Annotated in this window: 13 protein-coding genes; 5 read left to right on the forward strand and 8 right to left on the reverse strand. The window is 68.5% G+C overall.

Going from position 1 to position 18,282, the window contains the following annotated elements; genetic code table 11:
* Positions 1-17: 17 nt before the first annotated feature.
* Both ACWF4Z_RS36090 and ACWF4Z_RS36095 read left to right on the forward strand, forming a co-directional pair.
* On the forward strand, positions 18-1,331 hold the full coding sequence (locus tag ACWF4Z_RS36090) for a glycosyltransferase 87 family protein (protein ID WP_452247718.1): 1,314 nt from the start codon (positions 18-20) through the stop codon (positions 1,329-1,331).
* Between the two features lie 5 nt (positions 1,332-1,336).
* Positions 1,337-2,185: an ATP-grasp domain-containing protein gene (locus ACWF4Z_RS36095; protein ID WP_452247719.1), complete on the forward strand. Its 849-nt coding sequence runs from the start codon at positions 1,337-1,339 to the stop codon at positions 2,183-2,185.
* Here ACWF4Z_RS36095 and ACWF4Z_RS36100 read toward each other — a convergent pair.
* The 5 genes from ACWF4Z_RS36100 to ACWF4Z_RS36120 form a co-directional block, all read right to left on the reverse strand.
* Positions 2,182-2,442, reverse strand: coding sequence for a WhiB family transcriptional regulator (locus tag ACWF4Z_RS36100; protein ID WP_452247720.1), 261 nt, complete (start codon positions 2,440-2,442; stop codon positions 2,182-2,184). The genes ACWF4Z_RS36095 and ACWF4Z_RS36100 overlap by 4 nt on opposite strands.
* Positions 2,443-2,534: 92 nt before the next feature.
* On the reverse strand, positions 2,535-4,004 hold the full coding sequence (locus tag ACWF4Z_RS36105; RefSeq protein WP_452247730.1) for a glycosyltransferase family 87 protein: 1,470 nt from the start codon (positions 4,002-4,004) through the stop codon (positions 2,535-2,537).
* Positions 4,005-4,086: 82 nt separating this feature from the next.
* Positions 4,087-4,884: an alpha/beta fold hydrolase gene (locus ACWF4Z_RS36110; RefSeq protein WP_452247721.1), complete on the reverse strand. Its 798-nt coding sequence runs from the start codon at positions 4,882-4,884 to the stop codon at positions 4,087-4,089.
* A gap of 48 nt (positions 4,885-4,932) precedes the next feature.
* Positions 4,933-7,641, reverse strand: a complete 2,709-nt coding sequence (locus tag ACWF4Z_RS36115) for an AfsR/SARP family transcriptional regulator (RefSeq protein ID WP_452247722.1) — start codon at positions 7,639-7,641, stop codon at positions 4,933-4,935.
* Positions 7,642-7,818: 177 nt separating this feature from the next.
* Positions 7,819-8,613, reverse strand: a complete 795-nt coding sequence (locus ACWF4Z_RS36120; RefSeq protein WP_452247723.1) for an AfsR/SARP family transcriptional regulator — start codon at positions 8,611-8,613, stop codon at positions 7,819-7,821.
* 81 nt (positions 8,614-8,694) lie between these two features.
* Here ACWF4Z_RS36120 and ACWF4Z_RS36125 point away from each other — a divergent pair, with 81 nt between their 5' ends.
* Complete coding sequence (locus tag ACWF4Z_RS36125) at positions 8,695-11,259, forward strand: BTAD domain-containing putative transcriptional regulator (RefSeq protein WP_452247724.1); 2,565 nt, start codon at positions 8,695-8,697, stop codon at positions 11,257-11,259.
* Here the strand turns inward: ACWF4Z_RS36125 and ACWF4Z_RS36130 are convergent.
* The 3 genes from ACWF4Z_RS36130 to ACWF4Z_RS36140 all read right to left on the reverse strand — a co-directional run bounded on the left by ACWF4Z_RS36130 (position 11,249) and on the right by ACWF4Z_RS36140 (position 16,375).
* Entirely contained in the window at positions 11,249-14,002 is a 2,754-nt protein-coding gene (locus ACWF4Z_RS36130; RefSeq protein ID WP_452247725.1) for a YfhO family protein, read from the reverse strand. The two genes, ACWF4Z_RS36125 and ACWF4Z_RS36130, sit on opposite strands and share 11 nt — an antisense overlap.
* A complete protein-coding gene (locus tag ACWF4Z_RS36135) occupies positions 13,999-15,009 on the reverse strand; it encodes a glycosyltransferase (RefSeq protein WP_452247726.1) in 1,011 nt (336 codons plus the stop codon). The genes ACWF4Z_RS36130 and ACWF4Z_RS36135 overlap by 4 nt, the downstream gene beginning before the upstream one ends.
* Before the next feature lie 313 nt (positions 15,010-15,322).
* Positions 15,323-16,375, reverse strand: a complete 1,053-nt coding sequence (locus ACWF4Z_RS36140) for a DNA glycosylase AlkZ-like family protein (protein WP_452247727.1) — start codon at positions 16,373-16,375, stop codon at positions 15,323-15,325.
* Positions 16,376-16,578: 203 nt separating this feature from the next.
* On the opposite strand from ACWF4Z_RS36140, the gene ACWF4Z_RS36145 reads away from it, so the two are divergent.
* Complete coding sequence (locus tag ACWF4Z_RS36145; protein ID WP_452247728.1) at positions 16,579-17,436, forward strand: hypothetical protein; 858 nt, start codon at positions 16,579-16,581, stop codon at positions 17,434-17,436.
* 110 nt (positions 17,437-17,546) lie between these two features.
* Positions 17,547-17,801: a GlsB/YeaQ/YmgE family stress response membrane protein gene (locus tag ACWF4Z_RS36150; protein ID WP_452247729.1), complete on the forward strand. Its 255-nt coding sequence runs from the start codon at positions 17,547-17,549 to the stop codon at positions 17,799-17,801.
* Positions 17,802-18,282: the final 481 nt, after the last annotated feature.

The raw sequence follows: 18,282 nt of genomic DNA on the forward strand, positions 1-18,282 counted from the left end.
TAGCCAAAGCAGGTGTCGTGGCCGGGGTGGTTGCGGTCACCGTCGCTAGTGCGGTGATCGTGACCGCGGCTGAGAACTGGCGGCCCAACCTGACCTTATTGGTGGGCAGTCTGCTCGTGATGGGCGTGATCTGGCGTGCCAAGAAGCTGACCGTTGCCGGCGTCGTGCTGATCGCAGCACTGTGTCAGCTCCCCGGACTCACCCACGCCCCGATCACCAGCACGGACTCCTACCGCTATGTCTGGGACGGACGTGTCCAGCTCTCCGGGCACTCGCCGTACGCCCACGTCCCGCTGGACGACAACCTCGCTCAGCTCAGGGACCCACTCCTCTTCCCGGGATTGTCGCCGACCGACAGGACCGGCGTGACCGGAGTGCCGAAGCTCCCGAAGGATCCCTCCGCGCTCGGCCAGTTCGCCGCCGACGACCCGCGGACGCTCATCAATCGTCCGCGCGTCCCCACCATTTACCCACCCGTGGCCCAGGTCTATTTCACGATCGTCGCGTTCGTCACGCCCTGGTCGGTCGGCACGCTCGGCCTGCAACTCGCGGCCGCGCTGATCGCGATCGCGACAACTTGCTTACTTTCTGTAAGAAGCCCACGTTGGGCCGCCCTGTGGGGTTGGTCACCGATCGTCGCTCTCGAAGCCGGCAGCGCCGCCCACGTCGACGTCCTCGCCGCTCTCCTGATCGCGGCCGCCGTCATCCTCGCCACCCGCCGGCCCAAACTCGCCGCAGCGATCCTCGGCGCGGCCGCGAGTGTGAAGCTCCTTCCGCTCCTGCTGCTCCCGGCCTTCCGCGGCCGCAAACCACTAGTTGCCGTCGGCACCTTCATCGCCTCGTACGTCCCGTATCTCGTTGCCTCCGGCACCTTGGTACTCGGCTTCCTCCCCGGCTACCTGACCCAGGAAGGCTTCGACGACGGCAGCTCCCGCTTCGCGATTCTCGCGATTTTCCTACCTCCTGAGGCCCGCAAGCTCGCCGCCGCAGCCCTCGCGCTCGCCCTGGCCGTCGCCGCCTGGAGACGAACCGAACACGAACCGATAGCCGTCACCTGCTGCTGGCTGTACGGCGCCGCCCTCCTGATCGCCACCCCCACCTACCCCTGGTACGGCCTCCCCCTGATCGCCCTCGTGGCCCTGGCCCGCCGCCCCGAATGGCTCGCCGTACCACTCGCGGCGTACCTGGCGTATGCGAACTTCGGGCACGACACCCGCCAAGGTCTGATCCAGCTCGCCGCAGCTGTCACCGTTGTCACCGCGCTCACGATCCGTCACCAGCTCGACACACCAAAGCCGTTTGACGCAGTGCCCGCCGTCAACCAACACTGAGCGGCGTGACGAAACGCATCGCCCTCGCGACCTCGGTCGACTTCCCAGACCTGCACGAGCACGACCTCCCGCTCGTCGACGCACTCCGCGCCGCCGGGCTCGAGCCGGTCGTCGAGATCTGGACCGACCCCTCGGTCGACTGGTCCGGGTACGACGCCGTCTTCCTGCGCTCGGTGTGGGACTACCACCGCCGGTACGACGAGTTCACGGCCTGGCTCGCGCTGATCGACAAGGCCGGCGTGCCCGTGCTGAACGACTCCGGCCTGGTCCGCTGGAACGGCGACAAGCGCTACCTGCTCGAGCTGCGTGAGCGCGGCGTGGCGATCGTGCCGTCCCAGATCGCGGCGGGTGCGGGCCTGCGCGAGGTGATCGCGGGGCTGACCGGCGAGGAGATCGTGATCAAACCGACGGTCAGCGCCAGCGCTCTGCACACGATCCGTGGCGTGGCCGGGTCGCCTGAGCTCGACGAGGCGATGGGCGAGCTGCCCGACATCGTGTACCTGGTGCAGCCGTTCCAGCAGGAGATCCTGACCGACGGCGAGTGGTCCCTGATGTTCATCGACGGCGAGTTCACCCACGCTGTCGTGAAGCGCCCGGCAGCTGGTGACTACCGGGTCCAGGAACACCACGGCGGCCAGTCGATCAGCTCCGAGCCGGCTCCCGCCGTACTGGAGAGTGCACGCACCGCCTTGCAGGCGGCCGCTTCCCCGCCGCTGTACGCGCGGGTCGACGGCGTGGTCGTCAACGGCCGGTTCCTGCTGATGGAGCTGGAGCTGATCGAGCCGTACCTGTTCCTCCCGCAGTCCCCGGAAGCAACCACCAAGCTCGCCGCCGCGGTGGCCGCGCGGCTCTAGCCGACAGCGCTGTCCGGCTTACCCCGCCGGCGTCCGTAGAGCAGCGTCTCACCGGCCGCCGTACCGGTGAACTTGGTCCGTCGGGCCCACTCGAAGCACTCGGCGAGCACCGGGCAGGAGGTCCGGCACAGCTCGCGAGCCTTCCGCTGCTCCCACGGTGACGCCGTCTCGTCGTAGTCAGGCGCCTGCCCGATACACGCGGCCTGGCTCATCCAGCGGTCCGCGGGATCCACGATCACTGTCAGCGTCGGCCTCATGACATCGACGGTAGATGCCGTGGACCCCGGCCCGGACCGAGTCTCGAAATATGAGCGAGTTACTAGACATTCACGATCAGTAACAGAGGCGCCTATGCCGGCTGGCTGCTGGTCGTGGCTAGTCGGGTTCGGGCCCGGGATCTGACCCCGTCGCTCGGATCGTCGACCACGTCACCTTGGCGGACCGGATCCTTCTCCGGGAGCAGGATGTCGCGCGCGACCACCAGCATCAGCCAGAGCGTTCCACCCATCCGCAGGATCACGGAGAGCCAGTAGATCCGGTCCGGTACGTTCGGATCCCCTGGCGCCAGGAACTGGGCCAGATGCATCCACACGAGCATCCAGTAGAAGCACTCGCAGGCCTGCCAGATCAACCAGTCCCGCAATCGCGGCCGCGCCAGCGCCACCAACGGCAGCAGCCAGAGCACGTACTGCGGTGAGTACACCTTGTTGATCAGCAGGAACGCCGCCACCACGAGGAACGCCAGCTGTGCGAACCGTGGTGGTCGTGGCGCCATCAGGCCGAGGATCGCGATCGACAGACAGAGTCCGGCGAAGATCACGATGTTCAGCTGGTTGACGTCGGCCACCTCGTGCTTGGCCAGCTTCAGCACGTACCAGATCGAGCCGTAGTCGCTCTCGCGCTGGTCGTTGAAGGTCCAGAACGACATCCACTCGTTCTTGGCCAGCAGGTAGATCGGCGCGTTCACCAGACCCCACGCGACCACGGCGGCGACCAGCGCCTGGAACCACGGCCAGAGCTTGCGACCACGGATGCACACGATCAGCAGCGGCCCGAGCAGCAGGAACGGATAGAACTTCGCCGCCGTCCCCAGCCCGAGCAGTACGCCGAACCACACCGGCTTGCCGCGCGACCACGCGAACATCGCACCCGCCGTCAACGCGACCGCGAACAGGTCCCAGTTGATCGTCGACGTGAGCGCGAGCACTGGCGCGGCAGCGACGTACAGGGCGTCCAGTGGCTGCCCACGAGCCGCACCGGGACGCGTTTCGACACCGCGCGCGGTCGCGACCGTCAGGCCGACGATGACGAGAGCACAGAGGAACAGCATCACCAGGTTGACGACGAAGAAGACGCCGGCGGTGTCCCGCTTCTGGTCGGCCGTCACGTCCTTCTTCGGATCGCCCGTCATCAGCCAGGTGATCCGCGCGGCGACCTCCATGAACCCGCCGGTCAGCACCGGGTACTCCAGCACCGGATAGTTGCCGGTGTCGAGGAACGGCCGGTTGCCCTCGGCGAACCCGCGCTCCTGGTACAGGAACCCGATGTCGGAGTAGCAGAGCGCCTTGAACGGACGCCAGCTCTCCCGGTTCCAGCCCTCGTCCATACACGGCGCCTTCTGCAGTACGCCGAGGCCGAACGTGATCGTGCACACCGCCAACGCGATCCGCAGCGGCGTCCACCAGGACGAACTCAACCGGGCGAACCGTCCGGACGGCCCATCGAGCCCACCGGTCAGCGCAGCGATGGCCGGATCGGCCTCCGACGGTGTCAGCCGGTCGTGCGCTTCCTGGCTACGTGGTCCGGTCACGGTGGGCATCATCTCCTATCGGCTCACCTTGCGACCACCAGAGGTTACCTATCGGTCCCCAGGTAGACCGGCAGGCCGTCCCCGCGCGCCGTCATCCGGTGGCGTGCGCAGTGATCGAAGCGACCGTGCGCTCGGGGTCCTGCCACCAGAACAGGTGTCCCGCATCGTCGAACAATTCAACCTTCGCGGCCGGCATCAGCTCCGCCAACTGGTGCGCGTTCACCACCGGGATACCGGCATCCGCCGTACCGTGCAGGATCAGCGTCGGTACGTCGACCTCGCCCAGCCGGGCTGTGGTGTCGTGGGCCTGGACGGCCTCCCACTGCATCAGTACGACCGGGACCGGCATCTTCACGGCGAGGGACCGCTGGCGGTAGATCTCCAGCGCTCCGGGCACGTCGGTGGCGTACCGCCGGGGGAAGTTCCCCTCGAAGCCGGTCCGGATCCCGTGCTCGACGTCCCGGGTGGCGATCGCCTCGACCATCCGGCGCGAGGTCTCCGACATCACGCCGTTCGGTCCCCCGGCCCACGTGCACCCCAAGGCGACGGACCTGACGGCTGCCGGATGCCGCAGGACCAACTCCTGGGCCGTCATCCCGCCGAGTGAAATGCCGAAGACGTGCGCGTCGGTCCACCCCACCGACTCGATGACGGCGGCCGCATCGTCGGCCAGATCCGCCACCGTGAACGGCTCGTCGGCCCGATCGCCTCGCCCGACTCCCCTGTGGTCGTACGCGACGATGTCGAACCGGTCCTCCAGACCGCTCAACAGCTCCTCGCCCCACATCTCGTGGTGGCAGCCCATCCCCTGGATCAACAACAGCGGCGCACCCCGCCCCCGCCGTACGTAGTCGAGCCGCCGTCCCCCGGCCCCAGTCACAAACTCCATACCCACCACTGTGCCGTCACGCCTTGCACTCGGCTTGCAACCGCGCGGTCAGTCTTGGGCCAGAAGGGCGACCATGGCGTTCCAGGAGAGGTCGACGTCGACGGGTTCGACGTTCAGGGCCTCCTCGATCCAGGGCTGGTCGGGCAGGTACACACCCGCTGTTTTCAGGCCGAGGCGGTCGGCATGCACGCGTACGGCGGAGAGCAGGCGAGCCGCATCGTCGAGCGGCCGACCGACCCGGGCGAGGGCGAGCGCTCCGGCCCGCAGTGCGTTGAGCACGTACGGGTAGTCCTCCTGGCGGAGGAAGCGGGTGACCGCTGCCCGCAGCGCCACGAGAGCACGCTCGGCGGAGTTCGGGACGAGGTCGGGATAGCGCAGGTAGAGCTCGCCGACGATCTCGTTGGCCCAGCCCTCCTTCCAGCCACGCCTGGTCTGCAGCAGCTCGTCGGCGTACCGGCGCATGTCGTCGGGGTCGGTCGCGGCCTTCAGCAGCGCGACATTGCGGAACGAGAGCGCGGCCGGGATCATCACCTCGAGCCCGTGCTTCTCGCAGTACTCGATCATCTCGTCGGCGACGCGGATCGTGAGTTCGGTGTGGCCTACGACCGCCATGGCGACCCCGTAGAAGAAGAGGGTCTCGGCGTACTCCCGCGGCGCGACGTCCGGGGAGATCTGCGGGATGAGCTCGCCGAGGACGGCGACGAGGTCGAGCGTCCGGGCCGCGTCGCCGGAGAAGTGGGTGAGCGCGGTCAACGTGTTGAGGGCGCGGACGCGGTCGTGCGCCGAGGCATCCGGGGCCACATCGAGGGCGGCGCGGAGCATCCGGATCGCCTCGGGATGATGGACCATTCGATGCAGGTAGACGCCGAGGTTCACAGCGATCTGAAGTGCCGCGTCCGGATCCGTGACCAGGTCGTGGGCGAAGCCGGCCCGCAGGTTGGGGAGTTCGCGGCTCATCATCCGCATGAAGGACCCGGCTCGGGGACCGCGGACCGAGTCTGCGCAGCGCTCGGCGAGCAACTGCACCGAACGCGCCTGCAGCGCGCGGGTCTCGGCCGGGTCGGGATCGATCGTGCGGCAGTACGCGCGGATGCTCTCCAGCAACTGGTACCGGGTCGGCTCGATGCTGGTGTCGACGACCACGACCGAGCGCGTGACCAACGCGGACAGCGACTCCAGCACCGCCGCACCCCGGTCCGGCCAGATCGTCTCGGCCGCTTCGAGGGTGAAGCCGCCTTCGAACGCCCACAGCTTCAGCAGCAACGCACGATCGGCCGGGTTAAGCAAGTCGATGCTCCATCCGATCGCCGCCTCCAGGGTCTGATGCGCTGCGAGCGATCCCCGCGGCACAGATCCGAGTACGGCGAACCGGTCGTCGAGCCGATCCGCGATCTCACCCAGTCCCAGCACCCGGGCCCGCCCGGCCGCCAGCTCCAGCGCCAACGGCAACCCGTCCAGCGCGGCCGCGATCCGCTGGGCCGCCGCCAGCTCTCCGGCCGCCGGCTCCCATCCGGGCCGCACGCCGCGGACCCGGTCGATCAACAACTCGACCGCCACCGGCACGGACTCCGACTCTGTTGCCCAGGGCAACGGAGCGACGGAGACGGTGAGTTCGCCCTCGAGGTCGAGCGGTTCGCGGCTGGTCGCGACGATGTGAAGGTTCGGGCACGCGTGCATCAGGTGGGCGACCAGCTCGGCGGCTGCGGCGACCACGTGTTCGCAGTTGTCCAGGACCAGCAAGCCGGGCGCCTTGCCGATCGCCTCGTCCACCGCCGCGGTCGCATCACCGCTGACGATCACCCCGACCGCATCCGCGACCGCCGCGGCAACCCCCGAGCCGTCCGGCACATCGGCCAACCGCGCTACCCACGGATCAGCGACCGGATCGAGCGTCGACAGATACTCGACCATCAGCCGTGTTTTGCCTACTCCGGCCGGGCCGATGAGATTCACCAGCCGATGCGTGTCGACCCGCTGCGCCAGGACCGCGAGCTCCGCCGACCGACCGAGGAACGAGGTCAGCGGCCGTCGCATCGGCGTCGGCCGCACTACCCGGGGTGGCTCGGCCAACCGCAACCGCGGATCGTGTGCAAGCACTTGGCGCTCGAGCTCGCGCAGCTCCGGCCCCGGATCCACCCCAAGCTGGTCGGCCAGCAATTCACGCACCCGGCGCAGCGCGGCCAGCGCGTCTCCCTGCCGATCGCACCGGTAGAGCGCGAGCACGAGGAGGGCCCACCGACGCTCCCGCAACGGCTGCTCACGGACCAACTGCTCCAGCTGCACAACCGCCTCGGCTGCATCCCCACCTGCAAGCCGAGCGGCGGCCAGGTCCTCCAGCGCAACCTCCCGAAGCTCGGCCAGCCGAACCCGCTCACCCTCCGCGGCCTCGACCGACAACTCCGGGAACGGCCCACCCCGCCACAACCCGAGCGCCTCGATCAACTGTGTCCGCGCCGACTCCGGCCGATCACCGCTCAACCGACCCCGCGCCGACTCGATCAGCGTCGAGTACCGCCGTACGTCGGTTTCGTCCGTGTGCAGGAAGTATCCAGCCGGCGTCCGCCCCAGACGGTCCCGGTACGGCGGCCCGAGCACGGACCGGATCCTGGACACGTACGCCTGCATCGCACCGGCCGCCTTGGCGGGTGGTTGGTCGTCCCACATCGCCTGCGCCAGCCGGTCGTCGGACACCGGCTTGCCGTCCGCCAGCACGAGCGCCGCCACGAGTCGCCGCGGCAGCGCACCCCCAACCTCCACCGGAGCACCGTCCACCACAACCTCGACGGGCCCCAGAACCCGGCACTCCAGCACGGTCCCACGATACGCAACCCGTACAGCTCGACAGGTAGTAGTCGCCTTTTCGGGCGTTCACCTGCGTGGCCCAGGCGTGCGAGCGGGTGTACGTAGACGACTACGTCCTGTTGTTCGGTCCAGTCAGCGCCAGCGTCGATCGCGGCGGTTGGGCTGACGGACAGGTGCCGGAGCCGGGCCGAGCCGACGTTCGAGGGCAGTCAGAGCCGCGCTGGGGTCCAGACCGAGGTTGTCGGCGAGCAAAGCGCGGAAGCGGCGGAGCTCGGCCGCCGCCTCGTCCGGGCGGCCGGCGTCGCACAGCGCCATCGCGAGCAGCTCCCACCGGCGCTCACGGTACGGGCTGTCGGCAACAAGCTGTGTCAGCGAACTGACGGCCAGGACCGGATCCCCGACCGCCAGGTGTGCGGCCTCCAGTTCCTCGCGCGCCAGCTCGTACAACTCGGTCAACCGAGCCCGTGCGCCGATCACGACCGTCGACTCCCCCAGCTCCTGCCAGGGCTCACCCCTCCACAGCTCGACTGCCGCCTGCAGCTCGACCACCGCGCCGGCACCGTCCCCCGACGCCAACAGCTCCAACCCGGATGCGATCGCCGCGCCGAATCGATGCTGATCGGTCGCTTCCACCTCCAGCGCGAACCGGTACCCGACGGCGGTCCGCTCAAGCCGCTCCCCCACCACCCCCAACGCGTTCCGCAACCGCCAGACGAGCATCCGCAGCGCGCGGACCGAGGACTCTCCCGGCCAGAGCATCTCAGCGAGCTGACCATCCGGGACCGCTTGCCCCTCCGCGAGTACCAGCGCCGCAAGCAGCCGCCGCGACATCCCCCCGCCGACCGCCACCGGTACGTCGTCCACCACGAGCTCCAGCGGGCCAAGAACCCGGCAGCAGACCTGCTGATCAACACTGACTGTCGACATGTCCGCAACTGTCCGTCGGAGACCTTGCAAACCACCTGCAATCCTCGGACGACGCACCTGACAGCGGGCTAAGGTCGTCCGGTGGAAGACAGCCGGGTACAGCTGCGCTGTCTGGGCCCGTTCGAGCTGCGTGTCGACGGTCAGCTGTTCGACTTGCCCGGAGCTCGGCCCAAGACGTTGCTCACGGCATTGGCTCTCCGCGCCGGCGAGACCGTCACTCCGGACCAGCTCGCGATGGTGCTGTGGGGTGACGACGAGCAGCCGGCCGATCCGCGCGCGAGCATCTACACGCTGGTCTCGCGACTCCGCAGCCGCCTCGGCCCGGACGTGCTGCAGCGGCACCCGGACGGCTACCAACTCGGTGCCGTCGCGGTCGATGCGCTGGAGTTCGAACGGCTGCTGGCAGCCGGACAGCCGGAAGCCGCGATCCAACTCTGGCGCGGTACGCCGTTCACCGGCCTAGTCTCCAGCTGGCTCGATCGTTACGAGACACCGCAACTCGTCGAGCGCTACCTGGATGCCGTCGAACGCCTCGCCGACGTCCCCGACGCCGGCCAACTACCCCGACTGATCGAGCTCGCCACCGCACATCCACTCCGCGAATCACTGTGGCAACGCCTGATCGTCGTCCTCGATGCCTGCGGCCGCACCGCAGAGGCACTCGACCGGTACGACGAGATCCGCCGCCGGATCGCGGACGAGCTCGGCGTCGACCTCAGCCCCGGCCTCCAGGCGGTCTATCAAGGACTGCTGTCGCCAGGACTGCAGCTGATCCCCCGCCAGCTCCCCAGCCCAGGCATCCGGCCGGTCGGCCGGGAGACCGAGCTCAAAGCACTCGACGAGATCGCCGACCGGGACAGTCATCGGATCGCCGTGGTGATGGGAACGGCCGGGGTCGGCAAGACCACGCTGGCGGTGCACTGGTCGCAGAAGTCCGCGGACCGCTTCCCCGACGGCCAGCTCTACGTCAATCTCCGCGGCTTCGAGCCGACGGCGACCCCAGTCTCCGCCGAGGACGCCGTCCACGGATTCCTGACCGCGCTGAACGTCCCGGCGAACACCATCCCACCCGGATTGGACGCCAAGACCGCGCTGTTCCGCAGCATCGTCGCGGATCGGAAGCTACTGATCCTGCTCGACAACGCCCGCAACGCCGACCAGATCCGCCCCCTGCTCCCCGGTACGACGACGTGCCTGGCGGTGATCACGACCCGGCTGCAACTCGACGGACTCATCGCCGCCGGCGCCGAACCGATCGTGCTCGACCTGCTCTCCCGCGACGCCGCCCGTCAACTCCTGGTCGACCGCCTCGGCGCGGAACGGGTCGGCAGCGCGGCGGACGCCGTGGACGAGATCATCCGCTACTGTGCCGGCCTCCCGCTCGCGCTGGCGCTCGTCGCGACCCGGGCGGCGATGCATCGCGACTTCGGCCTCGACACAATCGCCGCCGAACTCCGCGACAGCCGACTGAACGTCCTCTCCGGCCCCGACACCCGCGTCGACGTACGCGCCGTCTTCTCCTGGTCGTACGTCGATCTCCGGCCGGAGGCGGCGGATCTGTTCCGGCTGATCGGGCGGCATCCTGGACCCGGCATCGCGACCGACGCGGCCGCGGCTGCGCTCGACCGGTCGGCTCGCGAGGCAACCGTCGTACTGCGGGAGCTGCAGCGGGCTCACCTGGTTGACGAGCAGCGGCCCGGCTGGTTCACGATGCACGACCTGCTGCGGGCGTACGCCCAGGATCTGCCGACCGACCTACCAGCGGACGACACCAGGGCCGAACAGCGGGTCCGGGACTTTTACTTGCGGGCGGCAACCACTGCGGCGGCCCGGTTGGCGCCGGCGGACTTCGACTGGTTCGCCACTGAAAGCCCCGCCCTGCTGGCGTTTCTGGTCGCGGCACCGGAGGCGTTCCTGCCGGTACTGCAGGACTACCTGGACCGCAGCGGCCACTGGCAGGACTGGCTCGACGCCGGCGAGCTCGCGCTGACCGACGCCCGGCAACGCCAAGATCTCGCCGCCGAGCGATACGCACTGCTCGGCCTGGCACTGGCGCACACCCGGCTGGAAAACTTCACCACCGCCGCCGCCTTCGCTGCACAGTGTCTCGCGGTCGCTCGCCGGATGAACGACGTACCGGCTGAAGCGCGGGCCCTTCGGGTGCTCAGCTTCGACGTCGGCAACCTCGGGCGGCACGACGAATCGCTCGCGCTCGCCCGCGAATCGCTCGATGCCTACACGTCACTCGGCGACGACCGCGAGATCGCCACCTGCCTGAACGCGGTCGGCTGGGAGCTTGCACACGTCGGCCAACTCGAGGAGGCCGAGGCGACCTGCCGCGACGCGCTCGACCGGCTGGTCGCGCTGGACGAGCGGCCGAGCGTGGCCGCGACGTACGACAGCCTCGGTCACATCGCCGGCCGGCTCGGCCGACCGATGGATGCCGTCAGCAACTATCGGTCCGCCGCCGAGCTCTACCAGGCGCTCGCCGATCGGTATCACGAGGCGTTGATCCGCACCCGCCTCGCCGACGCCCTCGCCACCGCCGGACTGGACCCGCGGCCCGAGTACGACGTGGCGCTGGCGCTCTTCACCCGACTCCATCACCCGCAGGCCGACGCCGTCCGGGCCAAGCTCACGTCCTAGGCCGTCGTCTCCGGCGCGTCAGGATCAGCCCACCGGCCAGCAGCAACACACCCAACAGGGCAGCCGCTCCGATCGCCGCACCCATCCGGACCCCGATCGGCCGGTAGTCACAGGACACGTTGTGCGCACCGGCCTTGATCGGGACGGCCATCAGGCCTGCCCTGGTGCTGGGCTTGGTCGCCGCCGAACCATCGACCGAACAGCGCCAGCCGTCGATCCGGATCACGCTGATGACCACTGCCCCGGCGTCCGTGCCCGGCTTGAGTTGCACGTCGAGGCTGTGACCGCCGACGTGGACCGCGGCGGGCTTGTTCGCATTCAGGTTCGCGACGGCCGACTCGAGCTTGACCGGGTCCAGGCAACCGACGGCCGAGGACGGCAACCGGGCCGGGCCTTCCACCCGAACGCGCAGCTTGGCGATCCCGTCCGCGCCGACCGTCCCGATCCGGAGCATCGGCGCGCCGGAGTAGACGCCCGGACGCTTCGTGTTCGGGTTCAGGCTGGTCTTCCAACCGAACCCGTCGACGAACACCTTGCCGACGAAGTCCGGCGCGTCGACGTAGGCCTCCTGGCCAGGCTTGCAAGACCCGTTGAACTGCACGTCGACCGGCTTCTGGGCCCCTGGCGTGATCAGGAGAAGGCCTTCCTGCCGGTCGGAGATGGCTGCGCCACTCCCCTTCTTGGCCTTCAGCGTCGGCACGATGTAGACCTGTGCACCGAGCGCGGACTCCTGCCGACCCCACGGGCCGGGGTTGGGCGACGAAAAAGCCCTGAGCCGGCGGACACTGACCAGCGGCCCGACCGTCTTGTACGTTTCCAGCCGCGGCGGCTGCGCCACCGGCAGGTCGCTGCTGCCGGTGTCCGGGTTGTCGTCGTTGTCGGGCGGATGGTCGACCACGACCCGGGAATGGATCGCGAAGATCGCGTCGATGACCGGGTTCTGCGGATCGATGGTGGCGCGGCCGTACGACCGGTAGCCGAATCCGAGACCGACCAGCTCCTTGGAGACGTCGTACGGAATCGTGCTCGAGTAGTACTGCGGACCCTCGCCACCGATCAGCATCGGATCGTTCACGGTCGTCTCGCCACCGGGTGCGGTCCGATGGAGCGGCCAGTCGTCCGAAGACTCGACCAGCGCACGGATCTGGGTGTGCTCCTCACCCCACGGCGGCGACGCGCTCAGGAACTTCGAGCGGGCCGCGTCGATCGCGACCGACGACATCGTCACCTCGACCAGTACGGCGCCGACCAGCAGGGCCACCGCACCGCCGCGCAACCACCCCGGTCCTGGACGCCGGGTCAGCAACCAGACCAGCAGTGCGACAACGGTGAGGACCGGTACGGCGATCTTCGAGGTCTCGGTGACATACCGGACGTGCTCGGTCGCGTAGTACAGCCCGCCGGTCAGGACGACACCCGCGATCACCGGGATGACACCGAGCCGACCGGACCCGACCGACATCCAGCCGACGATCACCAGCATCCCGGCGACCACGAAGGCCTGCCGGTACGGGCTCCCGTTCGGCGAGTCGAAGCCGTGCCAGAGCTCGTGCGTCCACTCGATCTGCATGCTCGCGATCGTGATCGCGATGGTCAGGACCCAGACGATCCGCTCCCGGATCCGGATCCGCCCGTTGAACGGGAAGCTCAGCGCGAGCAGCAGCATCAGGCTGCCGACGGCGAGGCTGGGGCTGCTGCCGACACCTTCGCTGCCGGGCATCAACCGCGAGAAGAAGTCGACCCAGGAGACCGGGTCGAGCTCGGTCTTCGGGCTCGGGGTCGCGGCCTCGATCGCCTGGAACGTCGGGATCAGCAGCGGCATCGCCAGTCCGACCCCGAGGGCGACCGCGACGACACACCGGACCGCGCCGGTGACCCGCTCCCAGGCGGACTTCGCGCCCTCGTACGTCAGGACCCGGGCGATCACGACGAGCGCGGCGCCGAGGGTGGCCATGTAGACCGTGTAGAAGTGCGAGGTCCACAGCAGCGCGATGACGAACGGCGTGACGATCATCGACGGGATCGACCGGCGGCGCAGGATCCACTCGCAGAGCAGGCAGATCAGCGGGAACGCGACCATGCCGTTCAGCCAGACCGTCATGTACGCGCCGTCGTCGATCGCCCAGCCACAGGCGCCGTACGAGACGCCGGCCACCACGGCAACCCAGACCGGGCCGGTCGGGCGCAGCATGCGCAGGTACCCCGTCATCGCGGCGGACCCGAGTCCGATCGCGGCCACGGCGACGAGGAAGAGCGACAGGTCGATCTTGTCCCGCGGCAGGACGAAGGCGATCCACGACAGGGTCGTGCCGACGTACGCCGCGAAGTCGCCGAGGAACGGGACGCCGAAGCCGCTGTTCCAGTTGAAGATCAGGTCACCGTGCGCCTGACCGGTGACGATGTCGCGCATGTGCGCGTACATCGGGACGAACTGCTGGCCGAGGTCGTTGGTGCTGCGGTTGCGGTCGCCGAACGGGTAGGTGTGGCGGATGATCCCGCTCGCCACGAACGTCAGACCACCGGCAAAGAACGCGATCAGGATCGGCCAGACGCCGCGCAGCCGGCCGGTGGTCCGCGCCGGCGCGACCTCCGCGCCCGCTTCCTTCTTCGCCGGCTCCGGCTCGGTGGATGCCGGTTCGGTCGACGTTGGCTCGGTCGACGTGGGCTCGGCCTTCGATTCAGCCCCGGCGTCAGCGGCGGACTCGGCCGCGACGGTCTCGGCCGCGGTCGAATCGAGCGTCACGGCAGAACGACCTGCGGTGATTCGTCCGGCTCGAGTTTTGACGCGGGCATTCGCATCGGTGAGACCGTGACAGGCGCCGGGTACTGCAGGTAGGCGAGCCGGGCGTTCTCGGCGCGGGTGCGGCCGATGGCGTCGAGCAGGTACCCGAGCACGACCATCAGGATCGCGATCAGGCCGATCGACGAGGCCAGGATCGCGGTCGGGAACCGCGGCACCAGGCCGGTGTCGTAGTACTCGACGACGACCGGCACCCCGAGGACCAGCGCCACCACGCCGAAGATCGCGGCCAGCACACCGTGGAACAGCGTCGGCTTCTCCAGCCGGGCCATGCTGAGGATCGAGCGGAGGATCCGGATGCCGTCGCGGTAGGTGCGCAGCTTGCTCTCACCGCCGCTCGGCCGTTCCTTGTACCCGACCGGGATCTCCGCGACCGGCACCCGCAGGTGCAGCGAGTGGATGGTCAGCTCGGTCTCGATCTCGAACTCCTGCGACAGCGCCGGGAACGACTTCACGTACCGGCGCGAGAACGCGCGGTATCCGCTCAGCATGTCGGTGATCTCGCGACCGAACAGCGAGCCGGCGGCACCGGTCAGCACCCGGTTGCCGAACGTGTGGCCCGGGCGGTAGGCGGCGGTGTTCGAGTGCTTCCGTACGCCGACGACGTGGTCGTAGGGACCGGTCAGCAAGGTCCGCACCAGCTCGGACGCGCGCGCGGCCTCGTAGGTGTCGTCGCCGTCGATGATGACGAAGACGTCGGCCTCCACGTCGGCGAAGGCCCGCCGGATGACGTTGCCCTTACCCTTGCGCGTCACGTGGCGAACGACCGCACCGGCCTCCGCGGCGATCGCCGCGGTGTCGTCGGTGGAGTTGTTGTCGTACACGTAGATCGTGGCCGTCGGCAGCGAGGCCTGCAGTTCGGTGACGACCTTCCTCACCGCTGCGGCCTCGTTGTAACAAGGCACGATGACCGCGATCTCGGTGCCGGAAAAATCCTGCACGTTACCCATTTCCCCTCGCTCCAAACACTGACCCTCGACACAGGTTAGCCACGCATACGACCGATCTCCCGCACTCCAGCGCCCCCGAGGCAGCTACCCCATAGATGTAGCGAGAGGCCGAGAAGTTGCACGCTCGGGGAAATATTGTCATCTAGACCGGTAAAATGTCGGCATTCGACCCGGACCGTGACGGTGCGACTACTGCCAGCAGGCTAAGCCGCCGAAGGTCCAGATCCCTCGGCCAGGGGCGGCCGAGGCGGCACCAAGTGTGCCCTACCCCTTGTTTGATCAACACTCGGGTCTGCGGTCTCGGACGGTCCTGTCAATGGCTCGCGACGACGAGTTCCAGCCGGAGCCACTCGGCGAGGTCGCGGAGCTCGCGGTGGACGGCCGCGGTCAGGGATTTCGAGAACGGCGCGTCCTCATGAACGGCGTGGACCCGCAAGACGCCGGCCTTGCGGTCCGAGGCGGCGTCGACCTTGCCGACCAGCTGATCGCCGTGCAGGATCGGGAGCGCGAAGTAGCCCCACTTGCGCTTCGCGACCGGCTTGTACATCTCCAGCTGGTAGTCGAATTCGAACAACTCCGTGAGCCGCTTCCGGTCGTACACCATCCGGTCCAGCGGCGACAACAACGCCGTACGTCCAGAGAACGGCTGGCCGAGCAGCGCGGGGTCCACACGCCATTCACCCTTGACGCCCTCGATCACGGCACACTCCCCGGCTGCCCCGGCATCCTGCGGCTCGTCCGGACACTCCGGCCCCTTCGCCCGCAGCAGGCCGAGTGATCGCAGCCGCTGCTCGTCCAGGATCCGCCGGGCCTCGTCGACCGGGACGACCGGCTGGTCTGGGTAGACCCGACTCGCGAGATCCCAGAGCCGATCGCGACCGTCTCGCCCGGAGATCGCCACCTCCCCGCGCTGCATCATGAACTCGAGCAGCTGTGACACATTCCGATTGTTGGTCCAGCCCGATGACCTCCACGGGACCCGGCATGTGTCCGGTAGCTCGCGCATGACCAGCGGACCGTCCTGCCGGAGCCGCTCGAGGATGTCGAGGCGACAGCCTTCATTCGCGTCGACCCAGCCGCGCTTGTACTCCTGCCACTCGAGCCGCTTCCCGACTTCCTTGCGCCCAGTGCCCGGCCATCGAGCCATGTCCGCCCGGAACAGCACCAGGTCCTCAGCGGGCCGCACAAACCCGCGCAGCTCGAGCAGCTCCTGCGCTGCCAACGCGTCCGCCAGCTCGGCAGCGTCGTACGACGAACCGAGCCGGCTCCACGCGACCAGGTCGGCATTCGGCGCGACGTACGCCGTCTGGTCCAGCTGCAGCACGTTGAGACCGCGGACCACCTCGAAGCCCGTCCGGCCGATCACTGGTCAACAGCTGCGCCCGCACGGCGATCCGCCGCGCATCACGCCGCGAAAGCTGGTGAACAGTCATGGCAAGAGGCTAGGCGAAAGGTCGGACAGTTCGACGCAGACAAGATGAGGCGTTGTCCACTACTGGGTGTAATGCGAGAATATGGCTGAACCGAGCAGGTGGGGACCTGACGAGCTCGGTGTTGCAGGGGGTCATCGTGGCGGTACGTAGTCGGGCGTTCATGCCCTTGGTGGTTCTGATCGTGATGGTCACGGCGGTGGCCTGTTCGAAGGCTGAAGGAGCGGACTACCCGGGCGGCAGTACCGTCTCGGCCCCGCCGATCATCCTCTCCAAGACTCCGAGCGCGGCGCTCAAGCCGGCGAAGGACTGCTCGCAGTCGACCAAGCAGCTCACGCCGATCTCCGAGATGGAAGGCGTGCGACTGACCATCAGCACCGACCCGGCCGGTACGTCGTTGCTGCTGAAGAACACCGGTAGCCAGTCGGTTGTCGTCATACCGGATGCGAACTTCCGGACCCGGCTGATCGCGGCTCCGTACGCGAACCCCACCGACCAGGCGTCGCGGGCGGCGCTGCTCGCGGTCAACAGCAGTGGCAGCCTGACCACGGTCCACGAGATCCCGGCGTTCGTTCCCGCGGCCCAGGTCGTCATCCTGCCGCCGCTCTGGGCGGTCTGCGCGCTGACCGACGTGCTGACCGAGACGGCCAGCGTGCGGTACCTGCGCGACAAGCCGACGAGTGCCGAGTACTACGTGACGAAGGGACTGGCCGACCAGCTGATCCGCAAGTTCACGGCGAAGTCACTGCGGCCGACACTCGTCGCCTGCGCGAAGGCCACGCTCGACCTGCTCAAGGGTGCTCCCGACATCACGGACGTCGAGTTGTACGCCGACATCCTCGGCAGCGACTCGGCGTGCCGGGCGCAGTACAAAGCCCTACTGAAGGACGACGAGCAAGCCACCCAGCAGATCGACACCACGGTCCTCAACCAACTGCAGCGCACGCCGCGACTGGTCGGGAACACCCGGCTCTTCGACGTAACCGCCAAAGGCTGATCACCCAGGGTCGGCTCCGGGTGCGATCAGGGTGAACTCCCCTGCCGTCGACCCCGGCTGAGCCCGAAACTGGACGAGTACAAACCTTTGGCACTCGGAGGACACCAGACATGATCGGCTTCATCGTCGCCGGACTCATCATCGGAGCACTGGCACGGCTCTTCACGCCCGGCAAGCAGAAGCTCGGCCTGCTCGCCACTCTCCTGCTAGGCCTGGTCGGCTCCGTCATCGGCGGCACCATCGCCAGCATCCTCGGCACCGGCGGAATCTTCGAACTGAACATCTTCGGCTTCATCGCCGCCGTCGTAGCCTCAGTCCTCCTGGTAGGCACCGCCGAATCCCTAGCAGCCCGCAACAACAAGTAGCCCACCTAACCTCCCGAGCCTCAGCCCGGGAGGTCCGGTGTACCCGGCTCTGGTCCCGAATGTGTAGTGCAACCGGCCACCGCTTCGCGGCGACTCTTGTTGCCGCCTTCGGCGGGGGCGCGGATGGTGGATCCGCCGCTCGCGTGATTTGCGCAGAACGACTGTGGTGCGGTCGGGCGTTGCGGAGGGACTGTGGTGTGGTCGGGCCTTGCGGAGGGACTGTGGTGTGGTCCGGCCCTGCGGAGGGACTGTGGTGTGGTCCGGCCCTGCGGAGGGACTGTGGTGTCGCGGTCTCCGGGCTGCGTGATCGTGCCAGTCGCGGTGGTGTGCGTCAAGGGCGCCTACGGCGTCGCTGCGCGATCTTCGACCCTTGACCCACCCCACCGCGACCAGGGAAGGACGCAGCTGATATGGAGTGGTTGGTTGTCAAGAGGGCAGGGTGAGGCGCCCGTCTCGGGTTTGCCGTGGCGGGCGCCTCGTG

The sequence above is a fragment of the Kribbella sp. NPDC055071 genome (genome assembly GCF_053608045.1).